Source organism: Peptostreptococcus sp. MV1, from assembly GCF_000758885.1.
Lineage (GTDB): Bacteria > Bacillota > Clostridia > Peptostreptococcales > Peptostreptococcaceae > Peptostreptococcus.
This window is the reverse complement of the sequence record NZ_JRNB01000002.1, coordinates 1-24542: the sequence shown is the minus strand read 5'-3', so window position 1 is coordinate 24542 and position 24542 is coordinate 1. Positions and strand designations below refer to the sequence as shown.

At 36.7% G+C, this 24542-nt stretch carries 26 protein-coding genes and 2 pseudogenes; 5 read left to right on the top strand and 23 right to left on the bottom strand.

Annotation, left to right across the window (positions count from 1 at the left end):
• Nucleotides 1-99 precede the first annotated feature (99 nt).
• The 16 genes and pseudogenes from HMPREF1639_RS00430 to truA form a co-directional block, all read right to left on the bottom strand.
• Nucleotides 100-1101: pseudogene (locus HMPREF1639_RS00430) on the bottom strand (VirD4-like conjugal transfer protein, CD1115 family); the annotation flags it as partial.
• Nucleotides 1102-1145: 44 nt separating this feature from the next.
• Entirely contained in the window at nucleotides 1146-1349 is a 204-nt protein-coding gene (locus HMPREF1639_RS00425) for a hypothetical protein (RefSeq protein WP_019107276.1), read from the bottom strand.
• A gap of 188 nt (nucleotides 1350-1537) precedes the next feature.
• Nucleotides 1538-2029, bottom strand: a complete 492-nt coding sequence (locus HMPREF1639_RS00420; protein ID WP_036762058.1) for a PcfB family protein — start codon at nucleotides 2027-2029, stop codon at nucleotides 1538-1540.
• A 14-nt stretch (nucleotides 2030-2043) separates the two neighbouring features.
• The gene (locus HMPREF1639_RS00415) at nucleotides 2044-2901 is read right to left on the bottom strand and encodes an ATP-binding protein (protein WP_052045356.1); all 858 of its coding nucleotides are present in this window, start codon (nucleotides 2899-2901) and stop codon (nucleotides 2044-2046) included.
• A 14-nt stretch (nucleotides 2902-2915) separates the two neighbouring features.
• Nucleotides 2916-3893 carry a replication initiator protein A gene (locus tag HMPREF1639_RS00410; RefSeq protein ID WP_036762056.1) on the bottom strand — a complete coding sequence of 326 codons (978 nt, stop codon included), beginning with the start codon at nucleotides 3891-3893 and terminating at the stop codon, nucleotides 2916-2918.
• Nucleotides 3894-3979: 86 nt separating this feature from the next.
• Nucleotides 3980-4270 (bottom strand): CD1845 family protein, encoded by a 291-nt coding sequence (locus tag HMPREF1639_RS00405; RefSeq protein ID WP_000583243.1) that lies wholly within the window; start codon nucleotides 4268-4270, stop codon nucleotides 3980-3982.
• A gap of 43 nt (nucleotides 4271-4313) precedes the next feature.
• Nucleotides 4314-4568, bottom strand: a complete 255-nt coding sequence (locus HMPREF1639_RS09425) for a hypothetical protein (protein ID WP_084572432.1) — start codon at nucleotides 4566-4568, stop codon at nucleotides 4314-4316.
• A 94-nt stretch (nucleotides 4569-4662) separates the two neighbouring features.
• Entirely contained in the window at nucleotides 4663-4833 is a 171-nt protein-coding gene (locus tag HMPREF1639_RS09175) for a hypothetical protein (RefSeq protein WP_156955916.1), read from the bottom strand.
• Nucleotides 4818-5771 (bottom strand): sensor histidine kinase, encoded by a 954-nt coding sequence (locus HMPREF1639_RS00395; protein WP_084572431.1) that lies wholly within the window; start codon nucleotides 5769-5771, stop codon nucleotides 4818-4820. The genes HMPREF1639_RS09175 and HMPREF1639_RS00395 overlap by 16 nt, the downstream gene beginning before the upstream one ends.
• A 136-nt stretch (nucleotides 5772-5907) precedes the next feature.
• Nucleotides 5908-6582, bottom strand: coding sequence for a response regulator transcription factor (locus tag HMPREF1639_RS00390; RefSeq protein ID WP_036762050.1), 675 nt, complete (start codon nucleotides 6580-6582; stop codon nucleotides 5908-5910).
• A gap of 344 nt (nucleotides 6583-6926) precedes the next feature.
• Nucleotides 6927-7319 (bottom strand): 30S ribosomal protein S9, encoded by a 393-nt coding sequence (gene rpsI, locus HMPREF1639_RS00385; protein ID WP_036762048.1) that lies wholly within the window; start codon nucleotides 7317-7319, stop codon nucleotides 6927-6929.
• A 28-nt stretch (nucleotides 7320-7347) separates the two neighbouring features.
• The gene (gene rplM / locus HMPREF1639_RS00380; protein ID WP_036762046.1) at nucleotides 7348-7776 is read right to left on the bottom strand and encodes a 50S ribosomal protein L13; all 429 of its coding nucleotides are present in this window, start codon (nucleotides 7774-7776) and stop codon (nucleotides 7348-7350) included.
• 345 nt (nucleotides 7777-8121) lie between these two features.
• Nucleotides 8122-9375, bottom strand: coding sequence for a DUF1015 domain-containing protein (locus HMPREF1639_RS00375; RefSeq protein WP_036762044.1), 1254 nt, complete (start codon nucleotides 9373-9375; stop codon nucleotides 8122-8124).
• The gene (locus HMPREF1639_RS00370; RefSeq protein WP_036762042.1) at nucleotides 9353-10294 is read right to left on the bottom strand and encodes a D-2-hydroxyacid dehydrogenase; all 942 of its coding nucleotides are present in this window, start codon (nucleotides 10292-10294) and stop codon (nucleotides 9353-9355) included. The genes HMPREF1639_RS00375 and HMPREF1639_RS00370 overlap by 23 nt, the downstream gene beginning before the upstream one ends.
• 188 nt (nucleotides 10295-10482) lie before the next feature.
• Nucleotides 10483-11553: a pyridoxal-phosphate-dependent aminotransferase family protein gene (locus tag HMPREF1639_RS00365; RefSeq protein ID WP_036762040.1), complete on the bottom strand. Its 1071-nt coding sequence runs from the start codon at nucleotides 11551-11553 to the stop codon at nucleotides 10483-10485.
• A 111-nt stretch (nucleotides 11554-11664) separates the two neighbouring features.
• Complete coding sequence (gene truA / locus HMPREF1639_RS00360; protein ID WP_036762062.1) at nucleotides 11665-12420, bottom strand: tRNA pseudouridine(38-40) synthase TruA; 756 nt, start codon at nucleotides 12418-12420, stop codon at nucleotides 11665-11667.
• A gap of 299 nt (nucleotides 12421-12719) precedes the next feature.
• Here truA and HMPREF1639_RS00355 point away from each other — a divergent pair.
• Together HMPREF1639_RS00355 and HMPREF1639_RS00350 are read left to right on the top strand one after the other, a co-directional pair.
• Nucleotides 12720-12983, top strand: a pseudogene (locus HMPREF1639_RS00355) (glutamine--fructose-6-phosphate transaminase (isomerizing)); the annotation flags it as partial.
• A 174-nt stretch (nucleotides 12984-13157) separates the two neighbouring features.
• A complete protein-coding gene (locus HMPREF1639_RS00350; protein ID WP_036762036.1) occupies nucleotides 13158-14558 on the top strand; it encodes a YjiH family protein in 1401 nt (466 codons plus the stop codon).
• 240 nt (nucleotides 14559-14798) lie between these two features.
• Here HMPREF1639_RS00350 and aroD read toward each other — a convergent pair whose 3' ends face one another.
• The 5 genes from aroD to HMPREF1639_RS00325 form a co-directional block, all read right to left on the bottom strand.
• Complete coding sequence (gene aroD, locus HMPREF1639_RS00345; RefSeq protein WP_036762034.1) at nucleotides 14799-15542, bottom strand: type I 3-dehydroquinate dehydratase; 744 nt, start codon at nucleotides 15540-15542, stop codon at nucleotides 14799-14801.
• A gap of 232 nt (nucleotides 15543-15774) precedes the next feature.
• Nucleotides 15775-16584, bottom strand: coding sequence for an energy-coupling factor transporter transmembrane component T family protein (locus tag HMPREF1639_RS00340; RefSeq protein ID WP_036762032.1), 810 nt, complete (start codon nucleotides 16582-16584; stop codon nucleotides 15775-15777).
• The gene (locus tag HMPREF1639_RS00335; protein ID WP_036762030.1) at nucleotides 16577-17452 is read right to left on the bottom strand and encodes an energy-coupling factor transporter ATPase; all 876 of its coding nucleotides are present in this window, start codon (nucleotides 17450-17452) and stop codon (nucleotides 16577-16579) included. The genes HMPREF1639_RS00340 and HMPREF1639_RS00335 overlap by 8 nt, the downstream gene beginning before the upstream one ends.
• Entirely contained in the window at nucleotides 17437-18273 is an 837-nt protein-coding gene (locus tag HMPREF1639_RS00330; protein WP_156955914.1) for an energy-coupling factor transporter ATPase, read from the bottom strand. Before HMPREF1639_RS00330 ends, HMPREF1639_RS00335 begins: the two co-directional genes overlap by 16 nt.
• A gap of 80 nt (nucleotides 18274-18353) precedes the next feature.
• Nucleotides 18354-19292, bottom strand: a complete 939-nt coding sequence (locus HMPREF1639_RS00325) for a phosphoglycerate dehydrogenase (protein WP_036762026.1) — start codon at nucleotides 19290-19292, stop codon at nucleotides 18354-18356.
• Between the two features lie 142 nt (nucleotides 19293-19434).
• Here HMPREF1639_RS00325 and HMPREF1639_RS00320 point away from each other — a divergent pair, with 142 nt between their 5' ends.
• From HMPREF1639_RS00320 to HMPREF1639_RS00310, 3 genes are all read left to right on the top strand, one after another.
• Complete coding sequence (locus tag HMPREF1639_RS00320; RefSeq protein ID WP_036762024.1) at nucleotides 19435-20106, top strand: YoaK family protein; 672 nt, start codon at nucleotides 19435-19437, stop codon at nucleotides 20104-20106.
• An 18-nt stretch (nucleotides 20107-20124) separates the two neighbouring features.
• Complete coding sequence (locus tag HMPREF1639_RS00315) at nucleotides 20125-21057, top strand: DMT family transporter (RefSeq protein WP_036762022.1); 933 nt, start codon at nucleotides 20125-20127, stop codon at nucleotides 21055-21057.
• Between the two features lie 99 nt (nucleotides 21058-21156).
• Nucleotides 21157-21585 carry a phosphate-starvation-inducible PsiE family protein gene (locus tag HMPREF1639_RS00310; protein WP_036762020.1) on the top strand — a complete coding sequence of 143 codons (429 nt, stop codon included), beginning with the start codon at nucleotides 21157-21159 and terminating at the stop codon, nucleotides 21583-21585.
• A 7-nt stretch (nucleotides 21586-21592) separates the two neighbouring features.
• Here the strand turns inward: HMPREF1639_RS00310 and HMPREF1639_RS00305 are convergent, their stop codons facing one another.
• A complete protein-coding gene (locus HMPREF1639_RS00305; RefSeq protein WP_052045355.1) occupies nucleotides 21593-23050 on the bottom strand; it encodes a TFIIB-type zinc ribbon-containing protein in 1458 nt (485 codons plus the stop codon).
• Nucleotides 23051-23063: 13 nt separating this feature from the next.
• Nucleotides 23064-24329 (bottom strand): SPFH domain-containing protein, encoded by a 1266-nt coding sequence (locus HMPREF1639_RS00300; RefSeq protein WP_036762018.1) that lies wholly within the window; start codon nucleotides 24327-24329, stop codon nucleotides 23064-23066.
• Nucleotides 24330-24542: the final 213 nt, after the last annotated feature.

Below are 24542 nucleotides of genomic sequence, written 5' to 3'. Positions count from 1 at the left end.
CACTTTTTCCTCCTTCCTCTTAATTTCTTAAATAAAAAAGAATTAAGAAGTACATGTTTCACTAAAACAGTGATTAAGTGTTCTCCTTAATTCTATTACTCCTGCTGCAAGTTTGTATTTCTTGTATTGTTTTACTGCGAAATGATTTGGCTTTTCTTTTTCTAATGCTTCAAACATATAGTCTACTGCATTTTTAAAATTTTCATCTTCTTCTCTTACCTCACTTGCATCTATCATAGCAAGTAAAGTTGTAAAGTTCTGTTCTTCTTTAGGAGCTTCATACCAGATATATCCTATAAGTGCTGTGTAATAGAGTTTTTCAGCTTTCACCCAAAAATCCTCAGTTGATTTTTCTCCTTCTCCCTTAGTATTTGCAATTATTGTTTGTACTAATTTCAAAATATCTTTTTCACTTTTCAAGTATGCAAAGGGATTATATCTCATGGATTTTTTAAAGTTTATTGTGTTTAGTATTTTTATCTCATATCCATTTCTTTCCAACATTTTCCCACATTCCAAGACTAATGTTCCTTTTGGATCGGTTACTACATATGAAGAGTGCATTTGCATGAGATTTGGCTTTACAAAAAACCTTGTTTTACCACTACCAGAACCTCCAATTACCAATACATTTTTATTTCTCGCATATTTTGGATTTTTAGGTCTATTGTTCATGGTAAGTCTTTCAGTTTGAGTTAATAGCACATTGTTTTCAAACTTCTTGTCAATGTATGGCTCAATGTCTTTTTCATTTCCCCATCTTGCCGACCCATATTCTCTGCCCTCTCTAAACTTTTTTGCATTTTTCTTTTTCTGTATAAGGATTAACTTAATAACTACTGATAGAATTAGACTGGGTATCATGTTTTTTATTTTTAATGATGGAATATAGTTTAAAGTATCTATTTGACTAAAAGCTACTAGAATTCTATCTATTATATCTCCTCCTACATAAGAGTTGACATGGCTTGCAAAGATATTTCCTATATAAAAAAATAAGAGGTAAGGAAGATTTTCTAATACAAATTTCTTCTTATCTCTTATCTTAAAAACATTTTTTATATCTTTTATTATTTCATTTAGTATTTTCGAATTAATCACTTCCTCTCCATAAAAAAGAGTAGATTTCTCTACCCATTAGTATTTTATTTATCTTTTTTATATCTTATTACTGGAACTTGTTTTATTTTTTTACCTATCTTTTTTCTTTCCAAGACAAAAATCATATTTTCATTTCTTTTAAAATATCCTAAATCTTTATGGTAGCTTATACCACACTTGCAATGTAGTAGGCCTATAAATTGTTGTTTCATCTTTCTTTTACATTTTGGGCAAATATTTTTCTTCATTTCATACACTTATACTTTACTTTCAAAGGTAGCTTTTAGTTTCTTTCCTAATGCTTATGTTATCATTTTTTATCTATAGATAAGAGAAATTCTTCTACTGGATGATTCCAATCTTCTTTTTCATAGTATTCAACAATAAAGCTATTCATGCCTTCTCATCATATATATTATATATCCAAGTGTTTTTATTATAAACTTTGTTCCTGATGTTTATGTTTAACCTTATCTCTGTCAATAGTATCTTTGACTTTATCCTTGAAGTTATTAAGCCTTTCTATTAAAGATTTTCTTTTTCTTGACTTATCTTTATTAAATTTCTGGACTGTCTTTTTAAAAGCTTGTTCCATTACTTTTATATCTTTTGCTTGAAAAAAGATAATGTTGTTTCCATTTTCTAAATCTTTCTTTATGGAAAATTTCACCCCATATCTTTTTAATTCTTTTTTCAACGCTTTTAAGTCTATGTCATTTAATTCTAAGGTTTCTACTTTACCTTTTTTTACAAGGTCTTTTACTTTTACTTTTTTAAATTTTTCTAAGGGTCTTGACTGTTCTGTCTGTGCTTTATGTTTATTTATTTCTAATATTTTCTTCATCAAATTTATAACTTGCTTGGCTGTTACTATACTTGCTTTTTTTACTATGGCTATTGTTCTGCTATTTATATCATCATTTTGCATTCACTCACCTACTTTCATTCTTTTTTTAATATTTCATAGGCTAATTTTGATTTCTCCTTCATTTTTTCTATTCTTCTATTTTCTCCTGTAAATATAATGGGACTGCATATTTCAAGTATCCTTGAGTAAATTCTTTTATCTTTTATAGTTTCAGGATTAGTTAAAGCTGATATATTTAAGTTTGTTGTTATAATTAGAGGTTTCCCACTTCTATATCTACTATCTATTATGTTAAAGATATGCTCAGCTGCAAAATCTGTATCTCTTTCCATTCCAAAATCATCAATAATTAATAGTTTCTTATGATTTAGGTTATCTATATACTTACTCTTATCAATCTCAAAGTTAGTCATATCATTTAAAATTACTGAAAAATTTGTCATTTTGACTGATATTTCTTTTTCTAGTAAAGCATTTGCTATAGCACTTGCAAGATATGTTTTTCCACATCCCACATTCCCTGTGAGAATTAATCCTATATTATTTTCATATATTTCATCAAATTTTTCCACATAGTTTTTTGCTACTTTTTCATGCTCACTATCTTTGTCCATATTTTTAAAATTCCAATTTAATAGGATAGGATCGGAAAAACACTCTTTTTTTAAGTGTTCAATTTTTAAAAGCCTTTTATTTTCTTTTCTTTTTTCTTCCTCTAATTTTTGTCTTTCTTTTTCACATTGACATAAAATACCAACTTTTTTTATTTCTCCAAAGAAGTCTATTTCTTTTTCAATTGGTGTTTTACATTTTGCACAATATTTTAATCCTGTTTCTTGATCTATATAACTCCTATTTTCTTCATCTTTTGATGGACTATTTGTTTCTGCATTTTTTATTTTCTGTTCTAAGATTTCTTTTATTAATTCCATATGCGACTCCCCTATCAAGTATTTAAAAATTCTCTCCAAATATCCTCATCGTTACTATAGTCATAGTTTTCTCTTTTCTGATCTTCTCTCTTTATGACTTCTATGTTTCTAATACTTTCATCTGCATTGTATAAGAGAGTCAGTAGAAAGGCATTAATGTTTCTAATATCCTTTGGAGCATTTTCTCTTAGGTATTTCAAAACATAGTCTATGTGTTTATAGTTAAGACTTAGAAATCTTTCTTTAAAATTTTCATTGGATATATGCCTCCCTCCTATTTTAATGTTTGTAAAGCTAGTTAAGGCTTTTACAAGTACATTTATCATCACATCTACTTTCTTCTTTTCTTCTATTCTTACTTTTTCAAAGGTTTCATAAGATATATTCTTTTTTATAGTTTCTTTTAATTCTTCCTCCTCCAAAGTTTTTTTTGATTTTTCTCCTAGCTTTTCTAAGGGGGATATGGGGGTGGTATTATTAAAATCAGTATTATTAGTTTCAGTATTATTAATATTAGTATTATTAGAGTCCTCTTTTGAAACTTCTTGAGGTTTGTTTTCTAAACTTCCTGAAGTTTGTTTTTTAAACTTCTTGAGGTTTGCTTTTGAAACTTCTGTAGTTTTATTATTTTCTGTGTAAATAAAGTTCTTTACATAAAGTAAATTTGGCTTTCCAAGTCCTAACCTCTTTTTTTCTAATAATCCTATCTCTTCAATTTCTTTCATTACTTTGACCGATTTATTTCTCCCCCAGTTTAATACTTCCATAATTTCTTCTATGGTATAGATGATGTATACCTTGTTTTCTTCATCTAACCATTTATTCTTAATTGACAAGCTCATTCTATCGAGTAGAATTCCATAAAGAATTTTTGCTTCTACGGATAGTTTTTTAAAATTTAAGTCGGTAAACAAAGTTTTGGGAATCCTAAAAAATGAATATTGTTCTGCTTCATTGCCATAATAGTATTCAAATTTAACTATTTCTTTCATCATAACCCCCTTTCTTTTCATATAAAAAGAGATAGCTTTGATTTTGCTATCTCTTTTTCATCGTTTTAATCTATTTATTTTTATATTTAAATTACTTTTATTCTTTCATTCACCCCTTCTATCACTTCTATAATAAAATATCCTAGCACTGGTAAACCATAAGGACTAAAAAGATATGCTAGTATAAACGCATCTATAGCAAGTGCTTTTTCTCCATGATAAACAGATCCTAAAAATCCCATAATAGCGATAAATGAAATCAGTTTGAAAAATATTGTGCTGAGTCCTAATACAAACGTTAAAAATAGAATTATGATACTTAACGCTATCCTAATAGGAAACAATATGATTTTGAAAAAAACTCTAAATATTATCATATTCTCTTCAATCCTTATTACTTATGTTTTCTTTTCTTTTTTGTTAATTTAATAAAAAAGATGACAGACTTAATCCTAAATCGTCTTGTTTAAAAGTTTTGTGGAAGCCTTTAAACTTTGATTTTAATGGATTTATTGTATCTGTCATCATTATATCACTGTCCCCTGACCCTGACTCACCCATAATGGCTATGAATTCTCCCTCGTTTACTGAAAAATTAAGCTTGGACAGGGCCTCTACCTTGGCACCCTTTTCTCCATATATTTTTTTAACGTTTTTTACTTCTAATATTTTCATACTTGCTAACTCCTCTCTCTTATCTTATGAGTTTATTTTAGCAAGTTTGGGCTCGACCTGCATTTATCTAGTATTACAAAAATACTGGGCAATCTTACAATCTTGTAAGATTGATTTTTTTGCTCTTGCCTATCATGTCAGAATAATCCAATCCCTGGCCTATATTCGATAAATCATCATCTTCTGAACCTTGGCTCCTCAGTGCATTATTGTTTCTTATATATTTAATGTCCTTGTCCAGGTTAATCTTTATGCTTTCTTCCAAGCCCTCGTCATCGTTAATCTTTCAGAAATCTTAGGAAAGTCCATATAAAAGCTAGTACCCTCTCCCAATCTAGATTCAACCCTCAGACCTATGGACAATCTTCTAGCTATGCTAGATGCTAAAAATAAGCCTAGTCCACTAGATTTCTGGTTCAGCCTACCATTAAAGCCTGAATAACCCCTATCAAAAATCTTAGGTATATCCTCAGACCTAATACCAATTCCCGTATCTCTGACTTCTAGTAAAAATTCATCTTCATGGAAAATAAAGGATACTTGACCATGCTCGGTATACTTTGCAGCATTTGAGACTACCTGCTCTAACAATATGGATAACCAAGCATAGTCTGATACTATCATCTTATCAGATGGCCTAAAATCTATACTAGTGTGGTTTGATATGAATATAATAGAATATTTTTTTAGGACAGACCTAATCACATCATCCAAATTGACCTCAGTCAAATCCATATCAGCTCCCCTGTTTAATATTTTCAGATAAGACATGGCCATATTAGTGTATTCCTCTATATGGTGCAGTTCTTTTTTCAGCGACTTTTTAAAGTCTAAATTCCTATCTTCGTCACCTAGCTCATCAAGCAAGAGCCTGCTAACTGTAATTGGTGTCTTTATCTGGTGGACCCAGACAGCAAAATATTCTTCAAGGTCATCCTTTTCCCTCATCATCTGGTTTTTCAAAGCTCTTTTTTCTAGCTTGAGACTTTCGATTTCCTCAATCCGGCCTATCTCTTTTTTGAACCTTATAGCTGCAATTATCATGTAAATAAGCAAAATAAAGGATACAATTTGAAAATCCATAATAAAGTATTCCATAGGCAAGTCTGCCACCTTGAAACTGAAATAAAATAAAAAAATCGTAATAGAATATATAAAAATATCAGACCCAATTTTTCTAATATAAGACCTAAACCAAGTCATATCCATCCTCCTTAAAATCACCAAGCTGGTGTATTTATTTATCACCAATCATTCCACTCTCTTTAAAATCACAAAATTGATATATTAATCTATCAGCAAATAGAAAATTATTAACTGTAATATATATCAGCTACTCTCACTTTTTCAATAGGTAGTAGCCCATGCCCTTTTTGGTCTGTATAAAGTCGCTCAAACCTATTGAAGTCAGCTTCTTTCTCAACCTATTGATATTAACTGCAAGGGTATTATCGTCAATAAAATTATCACTCTGCCAGCACCTATCTATCAGGCTCTCCCTAGATGCTAGTCCACCCTGGGCCTTGAATAAGGTTTGGGCTATTAATAACTCTGTCTTGGTAAGGTCTACTTGCCTAGACTCAAAGTCTAACTTGGCCTCTGCAAGATAGAGGCTGACCCCGCTATAAGTGATATACTGTATATCATTGACAAATTTATAGGCCCTCCTGATAATGGCTTGAACCTTGGCCACCATAACGTCAAGGTTTATAGGCTTGGTGATGTAGTCATCGCCACCAAATTGCATTGCCATGACTATATCCATATTTTCTGACTTGGATGATATAAATACTATGGGTACCTTGGATATTTTTCTAATCTCTTGGCACCAGTAGTAACCGTTGAAGTAGGGCAGGACTATATCCATCAGGACCAGTTGGGGAGATTTGACCTCAAATTCCTCTGTTACCTGAGATAAGTTATCCACAATGTCTACATGATATCCCCATTTTTCTAACTCTTTTTTTAGGACTCTTTCTATGTTTTTATCGTCCTCGACGATTAGTATCTTCATCACTATTCTTCTCCTTCCTATATCAATTATTCACTTTCACTCTTTAGATATTCGAGTATTTTTTTATCGTATTTTACCTTTTTATACCAACCGATACATAGCATCGCAAGAGCAATAATTATAGTCATATTACGTCTTATCGAATATGAAGAAAATAAACAAGATAATATAATACCTTTCAATAGATAGTTTATTTTGTATATATTATACACATATCTGCTATGCTAAGTAAAGCAATCTTGTCTTGACCCGCTTTATATGCTGGGGCAAGTATCCTTTTACATCGAAAAACCCCGAACATATTGAAATGTCGGGGTTTGATATTTTGTATAAAATTATTTTTATTATCTCTTTGAGAACTGTGGAGCCCTTCTAGCAGCCTTAAGACCGTATTTTTTCCTCTCCTTCATTCTTGAGTCTCTTGTCAAGAAACCTTCAGCCTTTAGTGTTCCTCTAACTTCGTCTTCTGTCTTTAACAAAGCTCTAGAGATACCGTGTCTGATAGCACCAGCCTGTCCAGTGTATCCTCCACCTTCAACTGTTACGATTACATCGTACTTGTTTTCGTTTCCAGTTATAACAAGAGGCTGCTTTACGTCTCTTATTAGAGTTTCGTAATTGAAGTATTCTTCTAAGTCTCTTCCATTTACTTTTATGTTACCTTCTCCAGCTATCAATCTAACTCTAGCTACAGAATGTTTTCTTCTTCCTGTTCCGTAATATTGTACATTAGCCATTAATCAAATCCTCCTCTCGATATCCTACTTATACGTTTAAAACCTGTGGGTTCTGTGCTGCATGTGGATGTTCAGCACCTCTGTATACTCTTAGTCTAGTCATCATTCTATCTCTAAGCTTATTCTTTGGAAGCATACCACTAACTGCGTGAGCCACTACTTCTTCTGGCTTCTTTTCCATCATTTCCTTATAAGATATTTCCTTTAACCCACCTACATAACCTGTATGATATCTGTAGTATTTCTGAGTAAGCTTCTTTCCTGTAAGTACTACCTTTTCTGCATTTACTACTACAACAAAATCTCCACCATCAACGTGTGGTGTAAATGTTGGTTTGTTCTTTCCTCTTAAAACTGTTGCGATTTCAGTTGCTAAACGACCTAATGTCTTGCCTTCAGCATCAACTACATACCAGTCTCTCTTAACGTCTGCTGGCTTAGCTATATAACTCTTCATAAAGACCCTCCTTAACTTTTCATTCGTGTTTTCAATTGCATATATGTAAAGTCCGGGGCATAGTGGACTTATTAACGCATTCTCATATATTTTACTCCCATATAAGTAAAAAGTCAATGTTTTTTCGACCAATATTCAAGGTTTTTCGTGTTTTTTTCTTGACCTTATCCCTCATAGCCTTTCTTAAAGGATAATATGACCTATCCCACCTGATAATAGGGGATAAATTTTTACCAATTATCCCCTATTTACAAGCCTAAAGGCCCTTTTTTCACGAAAAGAGAACCCATTTTCTCTACTATATATAGTAGCTGCTAATGAGTTCCACTTTTTCTTCTCTATATATTAGTCCATCATATGGAGGAAGAGCCCACATCTTACCTTTGGCTCAAACCATGTTGATTTGGCTGGCATGACCCCGTCCATATCGGCTACGGCCATCAGCTCTTCTATGGCTGTAGGGTAAAGGGCAAATCCCAGCTTCATGTCTTGGTCTACCCTCTTCTCAATTTCCTCAAGCCCTCTTATTCCACCTATAAAGTCTATCCTCTTGTCCTTTTGAGGGACATCTATACCCAGTATTGGCTCAATTAAAAGGTCATGTAGGAGGCTGACATCAAGGAGGTCAATGGCTGTATTTTTACTTTTTTCTCTTATTTCAGCCACCACTTCTTCTCTTAGATCTAGTTTGTACCATTGGTCATTTATGTACATACCGTACTGGTATTTTTTCTCTGGTTTATAGGCCTGACCTACTGCTTCTATATGGAATATTTTGCCTACTAGGTCCAAATATTCCTCCAGACTGTGTCCATTTAAGTCTGTCAAAACCCTATTATAGTCCATTACATATAGGTTATTTTCGGGTGCTATCATGGCCAGATAGTAGTTAAATTCTTCCTGACCAGTATAGTTTGGATTTTTTTTCCTCATCTTCTTGGCATAGTTTTCAGCAGCTGCAGTCCTGTGGTGTCCGTCTGCTACGTAAAGATTATCTAGTCCCTCAAATGCCTTCACCAAGCCATCTCTTGCCTGGACATCTAGCTTCCAAACTGTGTGTCCTACCCCGTCTTCTGAAATAAAATCATAAAGAGGGACTTGTGTCATTTGGTCGGCTATTATGGCATCAACTATTGTATCATTCCTATATGTGACTAGGATGGTACCTGTATTGGCCTGGCAGGCTTCTATATGCCTTGTCCTATCCTCTACCTTGTCTGGCTTGGTATGCTCATGCTTTTTGATGATTCCATCTAGACTCTCATCAACAGCCAGGCATCCGACTATACCAACCTGGACCCTACCGTCCATAGTCTCTCTATAAATATATAGGCCAGGCTCCTCCTCTTGTATAAATATCCCCTTATCTATAAAATCTCTCAGGTTTTGACCTGCCTTTTCGTATACCCTAGGGTCGTGTATGTCTATTTGTGGATCTAGGTCTATTTCTGCCCTGTCAATCCTCAAGTAGTTGTAAGGGTTGTCCTTGGCCATTATCCTGGCCTCTTCTGTATTCATAGTGTCATAGGGTAGGGCCGCTACCCTATCTACGTATTTTTTATGGGGTCTCAATGCCTTAAAGGGTCTCAGTGTAACCATAACCTGCCTCCTCCTGGTAATTCACTATTATTTCTGCTATCTCATCACCTATCCTCTGCTGGGCCTCTCTTGTAGATGCCCCTATATGAGGTGTGACTGTTACCTTTGGATGAGTCACTAGGTCTTGCATAGGCATAGGCTCATTTTCAAAGCAGTCAAGAGCTGCCCCTGCTATCTGACCTTCGTTGATAGCCCTAAGCAGGTCATTTTCATTGACTATACCACCTCTGGCACAATTTAGGAAGAAGGCTGTATCCTTCATCTTTTCAAACTGGTCCCATGCGAACATGTTCCTTGTCTGGTCTGTCAGTGGTGTGTGGACTGTGATATAGTCTGCCCTTTGAATAATACTGTCTAGGTCTGTATACTCAAAGCCCTCTCTTGTATCATGATACTCCATTACGTCTGTATAAAGGATCTTCATGCCCAGTCTGTGGGCCTTGTCTGCTATATTCCTGGCAATTCTACCATAACCTACTAGACCAAGTGTCTTGCCGTATATTTCACTGCCCTTTAGGTTTTTCTTTTCCCATTTGCCATCATTTAGCTTTATATTTGCTATCTTCACATTTCTGGCAAGTACCAGCATCTCGCACAAGACTAACTCTGCCACTGCATTTGTACTTGCACCTGGTGTATTTCTAACTATGATTCCATGTCTTTTGGCATAGTCCACATCGATATTGTCTAGACCTACGCCCCCCCTGATGACTAGCTTCAAGCGCCTAGTCTTTAGGGCTTCATCAATTATATTTTTTCTAATTTTTGTAGCTGACCTGACAACTATCACGTCAACTTCTTTTATTTTTTCTTTTAAGTCCTCTTCTTCATAAAATTTTTCTTCAACTTCAAAACCTTCATTTATCAAGTAATTTATTGCATTTCTATCCATACCATCTGTAACCAATATCTTCATCATCTTCTTATCCTCCTGAACTAAATCATATCTATTACTACTTACTTAAATTTTCAAGTTATTTTTTAATTTTTAACTCGTCTATTAGTCATATTTGCCAACTTATATTGAAAATTTGACTAGTTTAGCTTAATTTTGCTGATTTTTCATAAAAATATACAAAAAAACTATACTTATCTAAAAAATCAAGCCTAGAAACCTAGTATTTGGTCTATTGTATCTAGTAGATACTGAATATCTTCCAACTGGTAGTCACCCATATGAGATATTCTAAATGTCTTTTCTTTTAAATCGCCGTAGCCGTTTGCTATCTGCATTCCTTTTTCCATTAATTTTGAATTTAACTGTGATATATTTATATTTTGAGTGTTCTCTATGACTGTTAGTGTATTTGATAAATGATTTTTGTCAGTGAATAATTTGAAGTGTTTCTGAGCCCAGGCCCTAACTAGGTTGGCCATGTTCTCATGTCTCTTGAACCTCTCGTCCAAACCTTCTTCTAAGATATTGCCAAGTTGATAGTCCATCGCAAACATATGTGATAATGAAGGAGTTGAAGGGTATTGATAATTTTTTTTCTTAAGGTATTTGTACATTGCTAGTAAATCGAAGTATGTTCCTCTGAACTCTACTGTCTCAGCTCTTTTGATTGCCCTTTCAGAGAATGTACATATAGCCATTCCTGGAGGTAGTCCCAAGGCCTTTTGAGTTGATGTTATCAGGATGTCTATCCCCAACTTGTCAACCTCAATCTTTGCCCCACCTGCTGAACTTACAGCATCTACACAAAAGATTAGGTCTTCATACTTGTTTACTACTTCAGCTATTTCTTCAATCGGATTTGTAATTCCTGTAGAAGTTTCATTATGCTGAACTGCAATTAAATCATACTGGCCGGTTGCTAGAGCAGCCTCTACCATTTCCGGTGTAATTGCCTTACCCATATCCACATTATACAAGTCTGCCTTGACATTGTTTGTCACTGCCATCTTATACCATCTATCTCCAAATGCACCACAGGAGAACACAGCTGCCTTTCTGGATGTGCAGGATCTGATAGCACCTTCCATAAGGCCCGAACCGGACGATGTGGATAATAGTATCTCACTTTCTGTATAGAATAGTTTTTGTAGCTTCTTGCTAATACTTTCTTGTAAAGCACTTGCATCTTTTCCTCGGTGACCAATCATGGGCGTCGCCATTTTTTCTAATACATCTGGTCTGACGTCTATTGGACCGGGAATAAATAGTTTCCTAGCCATTGCTCTAACCTCCTTTGCTAGATTTAAATTATCTATATAATAAACCCATGCGTTGTATCTGTCAATACTAAAAATGAATTTTTTACAATTTTTATTTCAATAGTCGTATTTTTATATACTTTTTAGCCTGTCTGGATAGTCCACTTCAACTAGGAATAGACCCTGTGGTGGAGCTGTGTGACCTGCCCTCCCCCTGACTCCAGACCCTATAATATCTTTTAGGCTTTCGGTAATTTTCCCCCTGCCTATATCCACCATAGTTCCTGCTATTATCCTGACCATATTATAGAGAAAGCCATTGCCTTCAACCTCAATTACAATCAGGTCTCCATCCCTGTAGATATCAGCCCTGTAGATGGTTCTAATTGTTGACTTGATATCAGAGCCACTACTCATAAAGCCCTTGAAATCATGCTGACCAACTAGGTGGCCTACCTCTTCTTTCATCCTGTCTATATCTAGGTCGTACTTGACCTGGTAGGCAAAATCCTTCAAAAATGGGCTCCTGATCCTGGATGGATATATCTGGTACCTGTAGATCTTTTTGTGGGCGGAATGCCTAGCATGAAATTCAGGGCTTACCTCTATAGCCTTTAAAACTGCTATGTCCTTGGGCAAGTTATTATTTATAACCTCTGGAATTTTGTTAATTGGTATGGTCGTATCTACAGTAAAATTTGCTACCTGTCCTAGGGCATGAACACCTGCATCCGTCCTACCAGATCCTGTTATGCTTATATTTTTTTTATTAAAAACCTTGCAGCATGCATATTCCAATTCTCCTTGAATACCTAGTGAGTCTGGCTGTTTTTGCCATCCACGATAGGCTGTACCCTCATAGGCAACCACAATCATTATATTTTTTATAGCCATAATAAACCTCCATATGATAAGATAACTTCCCTGATATCTGTCTAAAAAACAAGCTATCATTCAAAAACTTTTCATAGCTATTAGTATATCATGTATAAGCATATTTTTAATCAAGCATACTATAAATTTATATAAATTTTTATCTACACATAAAAATTTTTTATACGATTTAAAATTGCTAAGCTCAATCAAAATACTCACTTATAGTTCTACCTAGTGAATCTATTATTAGTTAGTTGACTTATTGTTATAGTATTACTTGCTTCTTGGCTTCTGTTCAGGCTTACTATAAAGTAAATAAAAAACTTAACCATGTAGACTGGGATATTGAAGCTGCTGAAAAGGGTGGCTATTCTTGTTTTATGGAGAAGGAAATATTTGAGCAACCAACTGGTATAAAGGCTACTCTTGAGAGAAGACTAGACAAAGATGGTAAGATTGTCCTTGATAGTATAAAGATGACTAAGGAAGACCTTGAAAATATCAACAGAATTTACATAGTGGCCTGTGGTACTGCCTACAATGCAGGAGTCCTAGGAAAGACTGCCATGCAGAGGTTGACAAGCCAAGAAACCTTGCAAAGTCAGTAACAGTTGAATAATAAAATTTGGAAGATATTTACAAACATATATTTGATACAGATAAGAAGGGACTTGTATAAGTCTCTTTTTATTTTGTTAAAATTATGCTATCATATAATTAGTTGCGAAAATTTAAAAGAGAGGTGCAAAATGAAAGAAGAACAAAAGAAGACTAACTTGCCAGCAGGGAAAAAATACACCCCTTCTGACATAATGAAATTCGTAATACCCTCACTAATTGGTATTATACTTTTTATGCTACCTATAAAGGAATTTGACCCTGAAATAAACCAGGATAAGATAACTATACCCATAGCCTTTGTAGCATCGTTTATACAAAACCATATCGGCAGCATCCTGCCAACAGTCATATTGATCATTATTTTGATATCAGCCCTAGGCAGTCTGCTTACAAGGTTAAATATCTATAAGCCAAAATCAGACTTTACCAAAAGTCTCTTTGTCCAGACTACTTTTTGGACAATAACTAGGGTCTTGGCAGGTATCTTTATCACTATGAGTTACTTCAAGGTGGGACCTGAGTACATCATATCTGGTGATACTGGGAACTTTATCCTAGGTGACCTGCTTACAACATTGATAGTAATCTTTGTATTTGCTGGCCTACTGCTACCCCTACTACTTGACTTTGGTCTATTGGAGTTTGTGGGAACCCTGCTAGCCAAGATAATGAGACCAGTATTTACCCTACCAGGTAGGTCTGCAGTCGACTGTTTTACATCATGGTTGGGTGATGGTACCCTGGGTGTAATGTTGACAGCCAAACAGTATGAAGAAGGTTACTACTCAGCCAGAGAGGCTTCGATTATATCGACAACTTTCTCAGCCGTGTCAATTACCTTCTATCTAGTAGTTTTAAAGCAGGTAAATATGGCCCATATGTTCGTGCCTTACTACCTGACTATATGCTTTATAGGTGTGGTTTGTGCTATTATAGTTCCTAGAATACCACCCCTATCTTGGAAAAAGGACAACTACTACAAGGGTGGTGAAGCCTTAGATGAGAGTATTCCTGAGGGAGAAACCTACTTTAGTTGGGCCCTACACCAGGCAGTCATGACAGCTAGGCACAATGCCAGCCTTAGCAATTTCCTTAAGAATGGCCTTAAAAATGCCCTTGATATGTGGATAGGTGTAATGCCAGTTGTTATGGGATTCGGTACAATAGCCCTAATACTTTCAAACTATACTCCAATATTTGAAATTTTAGGTAAGCCATTCATCCCCCTACTAAACTTAATCCAGTTACCAGAAGCAGTATCTGCATCTAAGACTATGTTGGTAGGTTTCACTGATATGTTCGTTCCATCTATCATAGCTAGTAAGGAAATATCTAGTGAATTGACTAGGTTCGTTGTAGCTACTGTATCAGTAACACAGTTGATCTACATGAGTGAGGTCGGAGCCCTAATAGTTGGTACTAGAATACCAGTCAAACTATGGGAATTATTTGTAATATTTATTGAGAGAACAATCATATCAATCATATTGGTGACCCTAATAGCCAGGTTTGTTCTCCACCTAGTATAAAATACCAAAAAAGAAAGGGGTTGACCTATAAGGTCAGTCCGCAGTAAATAGGGGTAACACATTCTAGACACATTGATGTGACCCCTATTTTTCTGCCTACTCTCCTTTATTGAATCAGTCTCTTCCTTGTAAACATATTTGCATATAAAACTATTATCTTCTGTATCAAACTCTATATAAACAAGTTTTTCATTTTTACCAACTTGTATTTCATCCTTGCTAAAGGGTTTAGGTAAATTTCTACCCTAAAACTTCTAATATGTCTCTCATTTTTTGAGCAGATATCTGGCCTGGTGCAGATTCTTCTAGGGCTGAAGCAAAGGTCATATCCGAACCAAAGACACCACCAGCTAGTCTGGATATAGACCCCATCTGACCCATAGATACTGTAATCAGGTCCTGGTCTGGGTGCTTTGACTTTACCTGGCTAGTGGCTCCTAGTAGGTTCAAGACATCATCAGGACAGGTCGGCATCAGGGCTATCTTGGCAACATCTGCCCCCATATTAATCATATCTTCCAGTCTAGCCACTATCTCTTCCCTTGCAGGACTATAGCTAAACTCATGGTTTGACAAGATTACTGTCACCCCCTTGGCCTTAGCCAGGCTGACAAGGTCCAAAAGCCTATCCTGGTCCCTCATATATTCAATGTCCACAGCCTCAGCCAACTTCTTATTTATGAACTCCTCTATCATATCCAAATATTCACCATCACTCAGGTCAACCCTGCCACCTTCCTTTTTTGTTCTGAAAGTCAGGATTATAGGCTTATTTAACCTTTTTCTGATAAGCTCAATAACTCCTTCCAGCCTTGTATAGTCTGCAAAACCATCGAAACAGTCTAACCTAAATTCTACTACATCAAAGTCCAAACCCGCCATTAGGTCCAGCTCCTTACTTATTTTTTCTTCATCTTGGCCTACTACTGGTATACATATCTTTGCTAGGCCCTTCCCCAAAACTACATTTCCTATATTTATCATTTTCTCCATCTCCCTAATTTACAAAATTTATACAACCAGGCTAAGTAAATATAAAATAGGACTCTTCAAGTAACAATTAGATAGAATTTAACCAGTATCAATGCAAAGTTAGCACCCGAAAAATCTCGGGTACGACTAGTCATACATTCGAGTTTTTCAGCGAACAAGCATATGATACTGCAAATTCTAATCTAGGTTACTGAAAAGTCCTATAAATATTTACGCCTCAAACCTATATAAATTTTATAAACCTAGTCACGAACATAAGAACCAAAAAGGCTATCATTATGAAATCAGCCAAATAGTCATTTTTCCCAAGCAGGCTCTGTTTCATCTTTGTCCTATTGTCTCCTCCACGGTAGCACCTAGCTTCCATGGCCCAGGCCAATTCATCAGCCCTTCTAAAGGCAGATACAAACAGAGGTATCAATAGGGGAACCATATTCTTGGCCCTAGATATTATATTCTTGCTCTCAAAGTCAGCCCCTCTAGACATCTGGGCCTTCATTATCTTGTCTGTTTCATCCAGCAAAGTAGGTATAAACCTCAAGGCTATAGTCATCATCATAGCCAACTCATGAGCTGGAAATCCCAACTTTTTCAGTGGTGAACAGGCATTTTCTATACCATCAGTCAGCGATATAGGTGATGTAGTTAGGGTCAGTATAGACGTACCCGCTACCAGTAGCACCAACCTAAAAGCCATAAATAGGGCTGTCCTAATACCATTTGTATATATAGTCAAAAATCCTAGGGAAAATACTAGGTCTCCCCCCTTGATAAAGAATATATTGATTACAAATGTAAATAGGATAATCCACCTCAGTGGCCTTATTCCCTTGGCTATATACTTGATAGGTATATTTGACATCCTAGATACCACATATATCAATAAAAACATAAATGCATATGGGTAAAACTGGTTGACTACAAATATTGCCACCATAAATAGGAGTGTAGCCAAGAGCTTGGTCCTGGCGTCTAAGGAATGTACGGGAGATTTTACAGGATAAAACTGCCCAAGTGTTATATCTTTAAGCATTTGTAGACCCTCCCTTTTTCAATAGACATCTCTCTATTTCTGCTTTTACTTCTTCTATAGTTATTACGTCTGTCCTGACATCATAGCCCGCCTCTTTTAACTTGATGGCAAGCTCCAAGACCTGTGGTATATTCAGTCCCATGTCCTTTAACCTCTCTGCATTATCCTTAAATACCTCTCTTGGTGACCCCATCATCTCCAGTCTACCCTTGTTCATTACCATTAGGGTATTTACTAGCTTGGCCATATCATCCATGCTGTGCGATGACAGGATTACAGTCATATCGTTGTTGGCATGAAGCTCCTTTATAAGTTCAAAGATTTCATCCCTACCACCAGGATCTAGACCGGCTGTAGGCTCATCTAGAATTAATACCTCTGGATGCATAGCTATAACTCCTGCTATAGCCACCCTACGCTTTTGTCCTCCTGACAGTTCAAAGGGGGACTTTTCAGCAAAGCGGTCATAGTCTAGGCCAACATCTTCCATAGCCTTCCTGACCCTCCTATCGACCTCTAGCTCATTTAGGCCTAGGTTTACAGGTCCAAAGGCAATATCTCTGGCAACAGTTTCTTCAAATAGCTGGTATTCAGCATATTGAAATACTATACCTACCCTTTTTCTTATATCTGTCAGGTTCTGGTCCTTTTGAGTAATATCAAAATCGTTTATGTATATCTTTCCCCTACTAGGCTTCATCAAGCCATTTAGGTGCTGGATAAGGGTAGACTTGCCTGATCCTGTGTGACCAATTAGGCCAACAAAGTCCCTATCCTTGATTTCAAAACTGACATCATCCAGGGCCCTATGCTCAAATGGCATTCCCTCATCATATATATATGTTAAATTCTCTACCTTAATTGACATAGTTCACCCACCATTTCATCAACAGTCAGTACATCATCCCTGATTTCTAGTCCATCTTCCTTTAGCAAGTGGGCTAGCTCAGTCATATATGGGACGTCTAGACCTATTTCCTTTAGTCTGGCCACATTAGAAAATACCTCTCTTGGAGTACCTTCCAAGGCCATTCTTCCTTTTTCCATTACTATTACCCTGTCAGCCTCTACAGCTTCTTCCATAAAATGGGTAATATGTAAGACTGTTATATTATATTCCTTGTTTAACCTCTTTATCGTATTCATAACTTCCTGCCTACCTGAAGGGTCCAGCATGGCAGTTGCCTCATCGAAAATTATACACTCTGGTCTCATAGCAATTATGCCTGCTATGGCTACCCTCTGCTTTTGTCCTCCTGATAAAAGGTGGGGCTGCCTCTCCCTCATTTCGTACATACCTACGTTTTTTAGGGCTGCATCTACCCTGGTCCTGATTTCCTCAGAAGGTATACCCAGGTTTTCACAACCAAAGGCCACATCCTCTTCAACTATAGTGGCTACTATTTGATTGTCTGGATTCTGAAATACCATACCAGCAGTCTGCCTAATATCCCACAGGTACCTTTCATCCTTGGTATTCATTCCCTTTATGCTTATATCTCCACTAGTCGGCACCAAGATGGCATTCAGGTTCTTGGACAGGGTTGACTTGCCTGATCCATTGTGACCTATTACAGCCACAAATTCACCCTTCTTGATATCTAGATTAAAGTCATCTATAGCACGATAAGTGGTCTCGTCACTTGTATATTCAAATATTAAGTTGTCTACTTTTATTATATTTTCCATCATGTCCTCCACAATACGCACACTTATCTAACCATTATACCATAAATTAGGCCTCTAATTATGGGCCCTCTTAAAAATATTTAATATCCTTTATCTATATCCTCTATCAAAGTCTCCGGCCTTCCAGTTTCTATATATGATTTCAGATTTCTATAGACTATATTGCCCAACCTAGCTATATTGTTTTCAGATACCCAGCTATTGTGGGGGCTGATAATTACATTGTCCATCTTCCATAGTCCGCTATCTGGTGATAGGGGTTCTTGTTCTACAACATCCAAGACAATGCCCCTGAATTTTTTAGCATATTCTTCCAAGTCTTTTTCATTGACCAAGTTTCCCCTGCCTATATTTAGGAGACTTGCTCCATCCTTCATAAGCTCAAACTTATTCGCATCAAGTAGGCCCATAGTCTTGTCAGTAGCTGGCATCAGACCTATTATTACATCACAAGTCCTAAAAAACTCATCAGAATCGTCCAGCTTGAAACACCTGTCAAAGTGGTCGACAGCCCTAGCATTTGTATTTACTCCCCATATCTCTACATCAAAGGCCTTCAACCTCTTAGCTGTTTCCTGGGCTATGGTTCCTGTCCCCAAAAATCCAACCCTCTTGCCTGCTAATTCTATCCAACTAGTATCCATCTTCCAGACAGCCTGGTCCTGCTTTTTAAACATCTCTCTGGAATTTTTATACACTTCCAATATATACATTATAATGCTTTCTGCCATTGGTACTGCATAGCCATTGGTATTATTCGATAGGTATATATTATGTTCTTTTACATAATCATTTGGAACCTGGTCTATACCCCTACTAGTCAAGTGTATGTACTTGAGCTTGGTCCACCTAGACATATCTACCTTGTCAAAACCCTTGTAGGTAAACCAGACATCTGCATCGTAGTAGTCATCCCTCTTTTTAAGGTCTCTTTCCTCGATTAATTGAACTTCATAACCTAATTTACTTATCTCTTCAATTTTTTCTTTGCCTAAATCTCTATTCAAAACTACCTTCATATAGCCTCCTAGGATACATCAATAATTTTAGTTATCTACAACAATTTATTATATCAAATATCATAAATTTTTTCTATCTTTGAGGACCATCAAGAGGAATTTGTGGTAAAATATACTTGCCATATTGCTAGGAGGTGAAACAATGAAATCTAGTAAACAAATGTCTGAATCAGTGCGTGTAGGAATCTTTCTGACAATGGCAGGTGGCTTTATGGATGCCTATTCCTATATGTGTAGGGGCAAGGTCTTTGCCAATGCCCAAACTGGAAATATAGTCCTGCTAGGTCAGAGTTTGGCCGAGGCCAACTTCCACAATGCACTTAAATATATACTACCCATCATCACATTTGCCCTAGGCGTATACCTGTGCCAAAAAATCCAGCTTGCCTACAAAAATGCTCAGAAACTTCACTGGCGTCAAATTGTCCTGGCCATTGAGATTCTTTTTGTAGTTGCTATTGGATTTTTGTCCAAAAAGTATGATAGTCCCGCAAATATGATGATATCTTTCGTGTGTGGTATGCAGGTTATAGCTTTCAGCAAATTTCATGGCAATGCCTACGCCACAACCATGTGCACCGGTAACCTCAAAAGTGCAACTACTCTTTTATGCAAGTACCAGGCCACAGGAGACAGGGAACTTCGTAAGAGAAGTTTTTACTACTTCTTTATTATATTGGTATTTTCATTTGGAGCCGCTATAGGGGCCCTGATGGCAAAACTAATGGGTCTGGCATCTATATGGTTGGTAGCCCTACTTCTTTGCATAGGATTTTTGATGATGTTCCAGAGAGAAGCTAAAAATATTTTTTGATTTTTAAGGAGTTAATAAATGAGACCAACAAGTAAAACAGTCGGTGTGTCTATGATGACATTAGCAACATTTTTCTGGGGGTATATGGGAGTGTCCAGCAGGTTTCTAAACCAGATCAGCCTGCGTTCAGTGGACATATCCTTCATAAGGTCCCTATCCGCTGCAATTATGCTTACAATTTTTTTATTTTTCACAAACAGGTCTGCCTTTCGACTACCAGTCAAGGGCTTGCTTTTTGCCTGTTTCTATGGTGCCTTGTGCTTTGCTATAGGTATGTCCTTCTACAGCCTATCTGTAGATAATATCCCCATTAGTATAGCAACTGTACTTATGTTTTCAAACCCTATCTGGGCAAGTCTATTTGGACGAATCTTCTTTGGAGATGCTATCAGTAGAAAAAAACTGGTCATCATGCTTGCCTGTCTAATCGGATGTATGTGCATTATAGATGTATTTTCAGCCAAGGGAGCCCAGCTAAATATGATCGGTGTGCTGGCAGGTATCTTAAATGGTATGACCTTTTCCCTACAGATAGTCCTACCTAGATTTGTAGAGCGAAATATTTCCAAGGACAGCCTGCTTTTATACGGATTTTGGGCGGCTACCATATGCCTTGCCTTCTTTGTAGATGTTGGAGATATAGGTACCAAGCTTGCTGGGTCTGATAGACCTATCTTCTACTTGACCAACCTCCTAGCTATTGGTATCCTATGTACCTTTGTCGCTATATCACTATATGTCAAGTCTACAAAGTATATAGGGACTTCCTTACCAAGTATGATGTCAGCCCTTGAACCGGTATTTGCCAGCATTATAGCCTTCTTAGTATTTGGTGAGGTCATCAAGCCTATTCAAATATTGGGTGCTGTGATTATTATATCTTCGGTGGTGGCACTAGAGGTTGATCTCAAGAGATTTTTAAATAGCTACAAATTAAGACATTCGATATAGAATAGCGATTAATATATTAACCAAAATATGAGAATTTCCTATATTTTTAATAGGTCATACTGTCTTATAATATCGGTATTGTGTTTACAGGAGGAATTTATGATAAAAAAAGAAGATGCAAAAAAACCAATCCTATTTATCGCCTATGTCCTAGAATACTTACTAGCTTTTATACTAATCATATCAGTTTTTCTAGGCATATTTGATACACTTAGGATTATTTATACAACCTATATAATCAATTTTAATATGCCTATCGATTATACGCAATTAAATCATATCTTTGCCCAGATACTGCTCTTGGTAATAGGTGTAGAAATAGCTATAATGCTGGCCCTTCACAAGCACTCAGCCTTGTTAGAAGTTCTCTTATATGGTATAGCTAGAAAGATGCTCCTTATACCAAAGGATCATGGTATGATAGAAATTATTTTGGGAGTAATAGCAATAGGCCTTCTATTCTTAATCCAGAAATACCTGATTAGCGAAAATAATGACCTATCTACAAACTTTAAACCAGAAGACTAGCCACTGGCTAGTCTTCTTTTGTCTTATCTATAATATTGTCTACCATGTCCATAGTCTTATTCAAAACCTTGTCCTTATCTAGTGTTACCCTACTACCCTTAAGTTCATTATTATTGGCACTTGCCATTGCACTAGACTCTACCCCACGCATAGACCTAATCTTTTGGTCACTAGCCTGTGAATTTTTGACCTCGTACTTGGTTTCTGACTCATATGTATGCCTTGCACCTGCATTCCTATACCTCATGTACTTTACTGCAAAGAATATTACTCCTGATAAAAGGAATAACCAACCATAGTCCGAATCATTCTTTGGAATCATGGATATCATTATGGCTATTATAAGTCCAAAAAACTCAATTATAGCCGATATCAAAAACAGCTTGCCCATATTTATAGGCACACTTCCCATTGTCTCCTTAGTTCTAGCATTTACTGCAACATAGTGGAGGATTTTTTCATCGCCCTTTTTCTGCATATATGAATATAACCAGACTGGTAGGTAGGCAGCTGTCCATGATTGACCGCTAATTTCGAAGTCTTCATGGTCCCACCTGACCCCCCTATCATATTTTTTCAAAGTTGAATTTGCTGAATGCCTAGCTATATCCGACCCCTGCAACCTACATATTTCTTCAAGTTCTTCTACATTTGTATCTCTCTTTTCAGATGTATATCCTTTTAGATAGTTTGAATTATACTTGACTACCTTGTCCGTATCAAAAGGCATTATAGCGTTTATAATGTTGTTTGTCTTCTGGTTATTTGATACATCCAACTTGTCTGAACTCGACTCTATAGTCAGGTCGTCAATTTCTATATCAAAGCTCCTGGCTACTTTGTATACATCTACATCGTGCACTGTCTTTTTATCGTCATCTGAACCAACAGTATAGGTTCTGGTAGTTACCTGACCTTCACCTGCTAGGTCCATATGCCCCTTAATATCTACTATCATATAAGGCAAGTACACACCATTTATGTTTTCAGTGCTAAACTCCTGCTTAAATTTTGGATGGGCAAAGAACTTCCTCTTACCTACAAAATTCTCTATCTGAGACCTTGCATCTTCCTTGCTAACCTTAAATGGAAGTATCACATCCGGAACAGCCCCATTTGCTATCTGGTTATTGATAGACAAAGTATTTCTACACCAGTGACACTTAGCCTGAGTAGATGAGCTTGTATCTATGACTACCTCAGCCCCACAGGACTGACACTTCAAGGTCATCTGGTCTTGGGCATCTGCCTCTATCCTGCTTGCTCCTGCTCCTATCTCTATACCCTCTAGGTCTTTTGGACTCTTGTCTTCAACTATATCCGAATCAAATTCAAACCTACAAAAGTTACACCTTAACTTGCCTGTCTTGGAATTTACACTTATATCCGTAGCACCACACTTGGGACACTTATTCTGCCCGTCTTCGCTCGAAATTACATTTGTATTCTTTTTAATCTCATCCATAGTCATTTCCCCACTAAATGCCTAATAGGTCAAACCTGATCTTCTTGAATTCTTCCTCGCTTATTATACCTGCATCCAATAGTTTCTTCATTTCTAATAGCTTGGCAGTTGGGTCTACCGGTGCCTGAGCCTGAGGATTTATATTTTGCTGGTTCATGGCCTGTTGGTTCATGGCCTGTTGGTTCATGGCTTGCTGGTTCATCATCTGTTGGTTCTGATTAAAGTTAGGCTGGTAAGAATTTCCCTCCTGAGACTGACCCATAGCATTCATAGTATTCATGGCTGCATTCATGCCCATGCCCATAAAAGCTACTCCATCTCCACCGCCATTTTCGCCGGCCGCCTGCATACCTCTGGCTATAGACTGCTTCATAAAGGAATCTCCCCTCCTACCTGCCAAGGCATCTGCCGCCTTCACATCGCTCATTAGGCGCTTAGTATCCTCATCATATTCTATAGCAAGTATGGCTGTCTTGACAATTTCCAACCCCCTTGTAGACCTCCACTGGTAGGCCTCTTCTACAGCACTAGATAGGGACTGGGCAAAGCCTATTTGGTCAGACTGAATCCTAGACATACGATTTCCCTTGCTAGGGTCATTTGTATAAATCGAAAATGCTGGTGACAGGCTAGACACTACCTCGTTAAATAGCTGTTCAGATGCATCATTATCCATATCCTGGAAGTCAAATACACCACTGCCCCCACTTATATACTTAGCCGGCACAAAGTTTTTAACAAACAAGACTGGGTCACATATCTTAAGTGTATACGTACCCCTAGTAAGGGCCCCTACCTGCGTACCAAAGAAGGCATCATCCCAGTATATTTCAGACTGAGTCCCAAACCTGTTGTTAGGTATCTCCTTTAGGTTCACATAATAAATTAACTGGCTAGCTGCTGGCACACCACCAAATTTAAATTTTTCCCAAGATGACTTAACTAGCGAATCAGTTATTCCATCACCGGCAAATATTGACTTGGAATTAATATCCTGATTGTCGTATATGTAGCCACCTGGCTCAGTGATAATACCTGTTATAGCCCCCTCTTGGACAGTTATTAGACCCACGCCCTCAGGAACTATAATCTTACTACCATTTGTAATTACATTGTCATTTCCCTTGTAGTTTTCTCCTCTTCCATTGTTGGTACCCATCGGAACACCCGGAAATATTGCTGCCGTTGCAGACACACCTTGTACCGGACCATAAAAGTCTTTCCACTGGTCAGCTAGAGTTCCACCTAATGCTCCCTTAATCGCCTGAATAAATCCCATATTAAACCTCCTTAAAAATATATTTTTCATAAACTCTTTTTGGTCTAGCAAAGACCCATTGTAAGATAATAATATATCTTAATTTATACTTTGTCAATATAGATGCATGGTATAATCTAAAATTTCTGACAATTCAAGCAATAGCTAATATGCATAAAAATATAGGTTCTTTGTCAACTAGCGTTGATGAATAAAATCCGAAATTTATGCGAC